Source organism: Glaesserella parasuis (assembly GCF_002015085.1).
Classification (GTDB): domain Bacteria; phylum Pseudomonadota; class Gammaproteobacteria; order Enterobacterales; family Pasteurellaceae; genus Glaesserella; species Glaesserella parasuis.
Genome location: NZ_MUXW01000066.1, coordinates 1 through 8,535 on the forward strand (window position 1 = coordinate 1; position 8,535 = coordinate 8,535).

Consider the following 8,535-nt stretch of genomic DNA (forward strand, 5'->3'; position numbering starts at 1 on the left):
AAAATTTTGCGAGTTTATATGATGTTGTGAATGTTTTACAATATCGGGGATATGCTCTAAAGCTGTGCGCAAACGGGTTAGGTCACGAGGGCGAGCAGTGCGTAATCCAACGCGAGCCAAAATCCGTTCCATATCGCCTACTTGTTGTAGCAGGGGCTGAAGCGGTTCGATACGTTCATTTTTTTGCAATGCCAAAATGGTTTGCTGGCGAGTATGCAGTTTGGCTAAATCACGAATAGGTTGATGGATCCAACGTTTGAGTAAACGACTACCCATTGGGGTGACGCATTTATCCAAAACCGATGTAAGTGTGTTTTCTGTACCGCCTGCCAGATTGGTGGTTAATTCCAAATTTCGGCGAGTTGCCGCATCAAGTAAGACAGTATCGCTATTTTGAGCCAAATGAATGCTGTTGATATGTGGCAGTGCGGTGCGTTGAGTTTCTTGAGCATAATGCAAGACACAACCAGCCGCACACAAGGCAACCACCGCCTTTTCTACTCCAAAACCTGTAAGATTTTGTGTCCCAAATTGGCGATTAAGCAACTGAATGGCTGTAACTAGCTCAAATTCCCAAACAGGTCGGCGGCGTAAGCCTTTGTAACCCTGTAAAATACCTGCATCAGAAAAATCTTCAGGATACAAAATCTCGGCAGGTTGGGTGCGTTGTAACTCGGCAGACAGTGCCTCTTTGTTAGGTAATTCGCTAATCAAAAAACGCCCAGAAGCCATATCTAATGTCGCAAGGGCGAAAACGCCTTTTTCTTGATAAATTGCGGCGACCAAATTGTCTTGGCGTTCTGGTAGCAACGCTTCGTCGCTGACCGTTCCAGGTGTGATAATTCGTACGACTTTACGCTCAACAGGACCTTTACTGGTTGCAGGATCGCCGATTTGCTCACAAATCGCCACACTCTCACCCAACGCCACCAACTTCGCCAAATAACCTTCAACAGCGTGATACGGTACCCCAGCCATTGGAATTGGTTCACCTGCTGATTGCCCACGTTTAGTCAGAGAAATATCTAACAACGCAGCCGCTTTTTTGGCATCGTCGTAAAATAACTCATAAAAATCGCCCATACGATAGAACAGAAGAATATCGGGATTTTGTGCTTTGAGTTGGAGATATTGAGCCATCATTGGCGTGTGCTGTAGGAAATTATTTTGATTTTTCATTATGTTATTTTGAATGTTAAATTAGCTATAGACCATATCTATAATCTATCCTATGAATATAGGTAACATCTTTAGCATTGTTAAGATGTGGAAAATCGCAACGAAGACTCCAAATAAGACAATAAACCAAATCATTGGTGTTCCACCAAAAGCTTTAAATCCATATAGTCTTGTTTTTTGGCGTTGTTTATATATTAGTAACGCAGGAATAATACATGTCCAAATAGTTGCCACGGCTCCAGCATATCCGATGGCAGTGATAAATCCAAATGGAAAGAGTAAAGATAATAGGAGAGGCGGTATAAATGTGGCAAACCAACTTTTTGTTCTACCTAATTTATCGTTTTTGAATTGGAAGAGATCTGCTAAAAAGTCAAAAACTCCAAGTCCAACCCCAATGAAAGAAGATAAAATAGCTGCGATAGAAAATGCATTGAGTGCTTGCTTTATACTTGGTGTATTTATTACATTGCCTAATGTATTTAATAGTACATCAATGTTTCCTTCATTTTGAATAACAGGGGTAAATTTTTCTCTTGGAAGGTTGCCAAATACGCAACCAATCCATATTAGATAGAAAACCAGAGCAATCATGGTTCCATAAATTATGGCTTTAGATGCTCTTTTTTCTTCACCGTAGTATGCCCTCATTGAGGAGACTGAATGATGGTAGCCAAAAGAAGTCAGAGCTATAGGTAACATCATCATGGTATACTGTGCATAAGCATTTTGCTCTTTATTGACAGTATCAAAAAGATAGGAAAAATTAATATTAGTAGCAAGTCCCCAGATGCTAAAGATGAAGCTCAATACCATAAAAATAATTAGAATGATGGAAATTCTATCAACAGCTCGAGTTGAGTGCCAAACTAATCCGCCGAAGACTAAAACGCAAATAATAGCAGATAGTTGATTTGTGATATTAAGCAAATCTTGAAATAGATATCCAAGAGAGGTTATATATGCATATAGCAAAATACCTCCCACAAAGTAGATAGAAATGTTGCTAATTATATTTACTTTATTTCCCAGTATATCTTTAGTAACTGTGTTAAAAGAGGCTCGAAGGTCATAATTTTTATATGCTTCAAGTAGCATTGCACCAGAAATCGTCATAACTATCATTGTAATTAACATTACAACTGCAGTCCATACTGTCCATGCTCCTGCTCCAGCACTCGGTAGTCCTAACATTCCGCCGCCAACACATACACTTGCAATGATACAGGCACCGCCAAAAATAGATGGTTGCTTTTGCATTAAATACTCCGAATGAAATTAATTACAAAGAGGCACTATATTCTCTAAACGCCATAAATCTTCAAAACTTGCTCTAGCTTTAATTAAGTGAGCTTTATCACCATCAACCATCACTTCTATAGCTTGTGGACGTGAATTGTAAGTTGAGGACATTGTTGCACCATAAGCTCCGGCAGAACGCATTGCAATCAGATCTCCTTCGGTAATTGCAAGTTCTCGCTGTTTACCTAAAAAGTCTGACGTTTCACAAATTGGTCCAACGACATCGTAAATTGCCTTTTCACGTACAAGCGATTGGTTTACTTCAATAATTTGCATATACGCTTCATATAATGCAGGGCGGATCATATCGTTCATCCCTGTATCTACAATGGCAAAGCGTCGATCTTCATTTTGTTTAATATATTCAACTTTAGTGACTAAAATACCTGCATTTGCAGTAATCGCTCTCCCTGGCTCTAAAATGATCTCAAGGTTTGGGTAGGTTCGAAGTTTATGGAGCAACGCTGCAGCATATTCCATTGGGTGTGGCGGTGTTTCATCCGTATAAGTCACCCCTAAGCCACCGCCAAGATCAAGGTGATGCAGTTCGATACCATCCTGTTTTAGCTGTTCCATAAGCACAATCACACGGTCAGTGGCATCTAAAAATGGCTGTAATTCGGTAAGTTGTGAACCAATATGGCAATCCATTCCTGTAATTTTTACATGAGGTAAGGTAGTAGCAAAACGATAAACTTCACGAGCCTCTTTGACACTTACACCAAATTTATTTTCTTTTAACCCTGTCGAAATATAAGGGTGAGTTTTAGCATCGACATCTGGATTTACACGTAATGAAATTGGGGCAATCTTACCAAGTTGTCCTGCAACTTCGTTAATGCGTTTTAATTCAGAAACCGACTCAACATTAAAACAACGAATGCCAACTTCTAAAGCACGAGCAATTTCTCTATGCGATTTTGCCACCCCAGAGAAAACCACTTTACTTGCATCCCCCCCTGCAGCTAATACTCGCTCTAATTCCCCTTGAGAAACAATGTCAAAGCCTGAGCCTAAACGAGCCATTACATTTAGCAGGGCAAGGTTAGAGTTAGATTTGACTGCGAAGCAAATTAAGTGTGGGTGATCACCAAATGCCTTATCAAAAGCATGCCAATGGCGTTCAAGTGTTGCCCGAGAGTAAATATAAGCTGGTGTGCCATGCTGCGCAATAATGTCTGTAATGGCGACATCTTCTGCGAAAAGTTGTTGGTTTTTATAGTGAAAATAATCCATTTAAAATATCCTTGTTGGATTTACAGCCCGTAGAGAATCAGGTGTAAATAATTCCCTGCTCTTCCAACTTCCCAAGGAAATAAGGCATTTGCATACGCCATAAAGGCCAGTCGTGTGCCATATCGTGTCCCCAGTAGTCGAACCAGCCTTGAATACCTTTGCTAGCAAAGGCATCTTGCAGACGACGAGTGTCTTCAACGTGTTGAGCTTCCCACGCACCTTGTCCTACGGCAACGATATAATGATTTTGACGATAACGATCTAAGAACCAGCTATCGTGTTGATTCCAAAGGTAATCAATCGGTGAATTAATGTGAATTGCAAGATCGCCGTAAAACTCTTTTGTAAAGAAACGAGCATCGTAAACACCACTTAAAGCAATTGCAGTATCAAACAAATCTGGGTGGCGTAATGCAAAGTTGATCGTATGGTAAGCCCCCATACTGCAACCTGTTGCGATCATTGCTCCCCCCCACTGAGATTCGTGGCGAATTAACGGAACAAATTCATTGATGATATAACGGTCGTAAGCGTTATGAGCCTGTGCCATATCGTGTCCCGATTTCCATTCTGCAAGCCAAGATTCGCTGTCAAAAGAGTCTGGGGTATAGAATTTAACTAAGCCTCGATCGATAAAAGAACGGCAGGCTTCGATCATACCAAAATTGCCATATTCGTTTTGGTTTCCACCTGATGATGGGAAGACGATAACAGGTTTACCTGCATGTCCATAGACGTTGAAATGCATTTCACGTCCTAGTTCACCACTCCAGTGGCTACGTCTTTCAAAGTGCATTGATTGTTGTCCTTTATATATCAGTAGGGACACACTGCGTGTGTCCGCTACTGTCAAATTCTAAAAATAGAGTGGACACACGCAGTGTGTCCCTACTTGATAATTTTCCTTAGGAAAGGAAAATATGAGATAAATTACTGCTTCTCTTGGGCAAAGCGTGCAATTTCACGCATTTGTTCCATTGTTTCAGTACGAGCCAAAATACCGTGTTCGCCCATAATTTTAGCGAAAACACCTGGTACGGTTTGAACACTGATAATGTTACCCGCATATTTTTGACATACTTCATCAATGGTGTGTTTGTAGTTTTTATTCGCTTTACGCGCAATATAAACCACATTCCAAGGGTGTGTAATATTTGAGTAGAATTTGTTCTCTTTAACGATATTCGCATACTCTCTGAATACGTCAAAATCGTTTGCATAGTTCCACATATCAATGGTTAAACCACCTGGTGGACGACAGTTGATTTCAAGTGGCATTAATTCGCCAGTTTTCTTCACACGGAAATATTCAAAGTGGAAGAAACGTTCACGAACTTTGAATGCGTCCACACATTTCTGTCCGAGTTTAACTAAATCTTCTTTGATTTCGCGTGGAATGTAGTAGAACATATCGTTATCTTTTTCGACCGTTTCTAATACCACTTCAGAATACTCAAGGCTTGAGTAGAACACGATATTGCCGTCTTTATCGGTTAAACCGTCAAAAGTCACGATATCGCCTTCGATAAACTCTTCCATAATGTATTCAACGTGAGCATTTTTATAGCCGAAGAAAGCTTCTAATTCGTCTGCAGATTTGATTTTGTAGGTATCGCTCGCCCCAACACCTGAGTTTGGTTTGATGATCACAGGGAATTTGAGTTCTTTAGCCAGTTTGCGTGCATCTTCATCATCTTTAAATACACGGCCTTTCGCCACTTTTAAGCCAGCTTTGCGGAACACTTCTTTCATCTGATCTTTAGTTTTGATTGCCAACATATCTTCATTTTTATAGCCAGGTACGTTGAAATCGGTACGCAATTTTGCGTCTAACTCAAGCCAGTATTCGTTGTGCGACTCAACACGGTCAATACGACCGTATTTATGCGCAAAATAACCGACCGCACGGTAAACTTGCTCATAGTCTTCCATATTATCCACACGATAATACTCAGTCAGTGAGTTGCGTAAGCCTTCGCTTAATTGCTCGTAAGGTGTGTCTGCAATTCCCAAAGTATTAAACCGACTTTCACGCAATCTTACTGCAAAGGTTTCAAAATTGGTTGGAAAGTGAGGGGAAATCATCACAAAGTTCATTGGTTTGGACATAGTTCTTCCTCTAAATTTGAACAAATTATAATAAGAATGTGTAAGCGGTGAGATTCTAATCGAAATTTGGAAATATTGATAGAATAAATGGCATTTCTATATTGGAATTAATATAAAAATGCCTTTAAAAATGTTTTAAATATAAATTTGCTTTAAAATCAAACCCATGCTATGGAAGCAGTTATTTCAAACTTCCAACCATATCTTCAGGGCGTACCCACTCATCAAATTGTTCAGCTGTTACTAAACCTAAGTTGATCGCTTCTTCTTTGAGTGTTGTACCGTTTTTGTGTGCAGTTTTCGCAATTTTCGCTGCATTTTCATAACCGATATGGGTATTCAATGCAGTTACAAGCATTAGAGATTGATCTAATTGCTGTTTAATGCGTGGATAGTTCGGTTCAATACCGATTGCACAGTGTTCATCGAATGATACGCACGCATCGCCTAATAATTGCGCAGATTGTAAGAAGTTGTACGCCATTACTGGTTTATACACGTTTAATTGGAAGTGACCTTGTGTACCAGCAAATGAAATTGTTACATCGTTACCTAACACTTGTGCGCAAACCATTGTCATTGCTTCACATTGAGTTGGGTTTACTTTACCCGGCATAATTGATGAACCTGGTTCATTTTCAGGGATTAAGATTTCGCCGATACCTGAACGTGGGCCAGATGCTAATAAACGTACATCGTTAGCGATTTTATAAAGTGAAACTGCTAATTGTTTTAATGCACCGTGAGTTTCAACGATTGCATCGTGTGTTGCGAGTGCTTCAAATTTGTTTTGTGCAGTCACGAACGGTAAACCTGTGAATTTCGCAATATAATCTGCAACTTTCACATCGTAGCCTGTTGGTGTATTTAAGCCTGTACCTACCGCTGTACCACCTAATGCTAATTCTGCTAAGTGCGGTAACGTATTTTCTAACGCTTTGATACCGAAAGCTAATTGTGCTGCATAAGCAGAGAACTCTTGACCTAATGTTAATGGTGTTGCGTCCATTAAGTGAGTACGACCGATTTTCACCACATCTTGGAATGCTGCTGCTTTGTCAGCTAAAGTTTTTTGTAAACGTTTTACACAAGGAAGGGTATGTTCAACCACTTTTTTGTATGCTGCAATGTGCATCGCTGTTGGGTAAGTGTCGTTTGAAGATTGTGATTTATTCACATCATCATTTGGGTGAATAATCGATTTCTCGCCAAGTTTACCACCGTTTAAAACGTGCGCACGGTTTGAAACCACTTCATTCACGTTCATATTAGATTGTGTACCTGAACCTGTTTGCCAGATTACCAATGGGAATTGATCATCTAATTTATTCGCTAAAATTTCATCGCAGGCTTGAGCGATTAAATCACGTTTTTCAGCAGAAAGTACGCCTAAATCGTGGTTTGCGTAAGCGGCTGCTTTTTTCAAATAACCGAATGCTTCAATGATTTCTTTCGGCATTGATGCTTCAGGTCCAATTTTGAAGTTATTGCGTGAACGCTCAGTTTGTGCAGCCCAATATTTGTCTGCCGGTACTTGCACTTCGCCCATCGTGTCTTTTTCAATACGGAATATCATTAGGGTTTCTCCTAGTAAAATGGATAATAATATTGATAGTTGAATCCTAGCATTCTACTAGAAATAAAGGAATGGAAAATATCCATTCCTTATTTGTTTTTTTAGTTTTTGTGATATGGATCATAAATCCAACATAAGAAGCAGGTGTTATTTAACATTGAAGCGCTTACGTAAGCCAGCCTCATATAGAGCATGATTTGCATCATTAAGTAGATCCTGCTTAGTCTTATCAGAGATAGTATAAATATATTGTCGATTAATTGCTCCATAAAGACGGAACAAAATAGCTTGATCAGCATCTATACCCATCTTAAGAAGATTAACGAATATATCCACTTCACCTCTATCAATCAGTTCATCGATGGAGTTGATACCTAACTTTTTCAATGTCCTTTCTAGTTGAATAGTCATATTAGGTAAGGTACGGATACATCTTTTCTTTTTTATATATTGGGTGTGTTTTGTATTTATAATCTCTTGAATACCATTGGTTATCCAATGGGAGATGGGTTTTAAATCATATAAAATTTCTGTTGGAATCAAATAGAAAGATTTAGAATTGATACCATATTTAGAGTCGGACAGTTGGGATATATTGGGATTAGTTAGTACTTCATGTAGACAGTTTCCTGAGATATGAAGATAGAATTTACTATTTTTATATAGAGCAAACAGAGCTCCATCTTTCATTATTCCATAGTAGGAAAAATATGTTTTTGCTTGAGTTTCTCCAATTATAGGATAAAGCAAATTTCTAATGTGTTGTGTTTTTACATCAATGTATTTCATAAAAAAACCTCGTTTGCGATACATTTTTACACGTGACGATTGAGCATTTAGTCACTCAGTAAAATAATCGCTTTTAGCAAGAATAATGCAATTGGTTGGAGGTGTTATTTTTGTGATACTCGTCGAAAAAATAGAAAAAAATAGATAATCTGATCAAAAAATACCCTATTTTAATCCTATATTTTCGGTCTTTTGTTTGATTGGTATGCATAATATCGTTTTAAAGCACCAGGGCAACCATATATGTTGTCCATTTTTCAACCTACATGCCGAGCAACAGCTCATCTCGAAATTCATCTGACCAACCAGCAGCGGTCAATTTCCCTTTCATACTCTGCTTTTTC

7 protein-coding genes are annotated in these 8,535 nt (G+C 39.0%); all 7 read right to left on the bottom strand.

What is annotated here, in order from left to right; genetic code table 11:
- Positions 1-1,179, bottom strand: a 1,179-nt coding sequence (locus B0183_RS11400) for a MutS N-terminal domain-containing protein (RefSeq protein WP_459543474.1), incomplete at its 3' end; no start/stop codon positions are given.
- Between the two features lie 45 nt (positions 1,180-1,224).
- Positions 1,225-2,439, bottom strand: coding sequence for an aromatic amino acid transport family protein (locus B0183_RS11405; protein WP_021119277.1), 1,215 nt, complete (start codon positions 2,437-2,439; stop codon positions 1,225-1,227).
- 18 nt (positions 2,440-2,457) lie between these two features.
- Complete coding sequence (gene lysA, locus B0183_RS11410; RefSeq protein WP_021111961.1) at positions 2,458-3,717, bottom strand: diaminopimelate decarboxylase; 1,260 nt, start codon at positions 3,715-3,717, stop codon at positions 2,458-2,460.
- 37 nt (positions 3,718-3,754) lie between these two features.
- On the bottom strand, positions 3,755-4,513 hold the full coding sequence (locus B0183_RS11415; RefSeq protein ID WP_005711160.1) for an esterase family protein: 759 nt from the start codon (positions 4,511-4,513) through the stop codon (positions 3,755-3,757).
- A gap of 134 nt (positions 4,514-4,647) precedes the next feature.
- Complete coding sequence (locus B0183_RS11420) at positions 4,648-5,826, bottom strand: ATP-grasp domain-containing protein (RefSeq protein ID WP_021119276.1); 1,179 nt, start codon at positions 5,824-5,826, stop codon at positions 4,648-4,650.
- 181 nt (positions 5,827-6,007) lie between these two features.
- The gene (gene fumC / locus B0183_RS11425; protein WP_021119275.1) at positions 6,008-7,402 is read right to left on the bottom strand and encodes a class II fumarate hydratase; all 1,395 of its coding nucleotides are present in this window, start codon (positions 7,400-7,402) and stop codon (positions 6,008-6,010) included.
- Between the two features lie 147 nt (positions 7,403-7,549).
- Positions 7,550-8,191, bottom strand: a complete 642-nt coding sequence (locus tag B0183_RS11430) for a TfoX/Sxy family DNA transformation protein (RefSeq protein WP_021111957.1) — start codon at positions 8,189-8,191, stop codon at positions 7,550-7,552.
- Positions 8,192-8,535 lie beyond the last annotated feature (344 nt).

Excerpts from the sequence above, each read along its gene's own strand:
- B0183_RS11405 (WP_021119277.1), bottom strand. The coding sequence starts at position 2,439 with ATGCAAAAGCAACCATCTATTTTTGGCGGTGCCTGTATCATTGCAAGT.
- lysA (WP_021111961.1), bottom strand. The coding sequence starts at position 3,717 with ATGGATTATTTTCACTATAAAAACCAACAACTTTTCGCAGAAGATGTC.
- B0183_RS11415 (WP_005711160.1), bottom strand. The coding sequence starts at position 4,513 with ATGCACTTTGAAAGACGTAGCCACTGGAGTGGTGAACTAGGACGTGAA.
- B0183_RS11420 (WP_021119276.1), bottom strand. The coding sequence starts at position 5,826 with ATGTCCAAACCAATGAACTTTGTGATGATTTCCCCTCACTTTCCAACC.
- fumC (WP_021119275.1), bottom strand. The coding sequence starts at position 7,402 with ATGATATTCCGTATTGAAAAAGACACGATGGGCGAAGTGCAAGTACCG.
- B0183_RS11430 (WP_021111957.1), bottom strand. The coding sequence starts at position 8,191 with ATGAAATACATTGATGTAAAAACACAACACATTAGAAATTTGCTTTAT.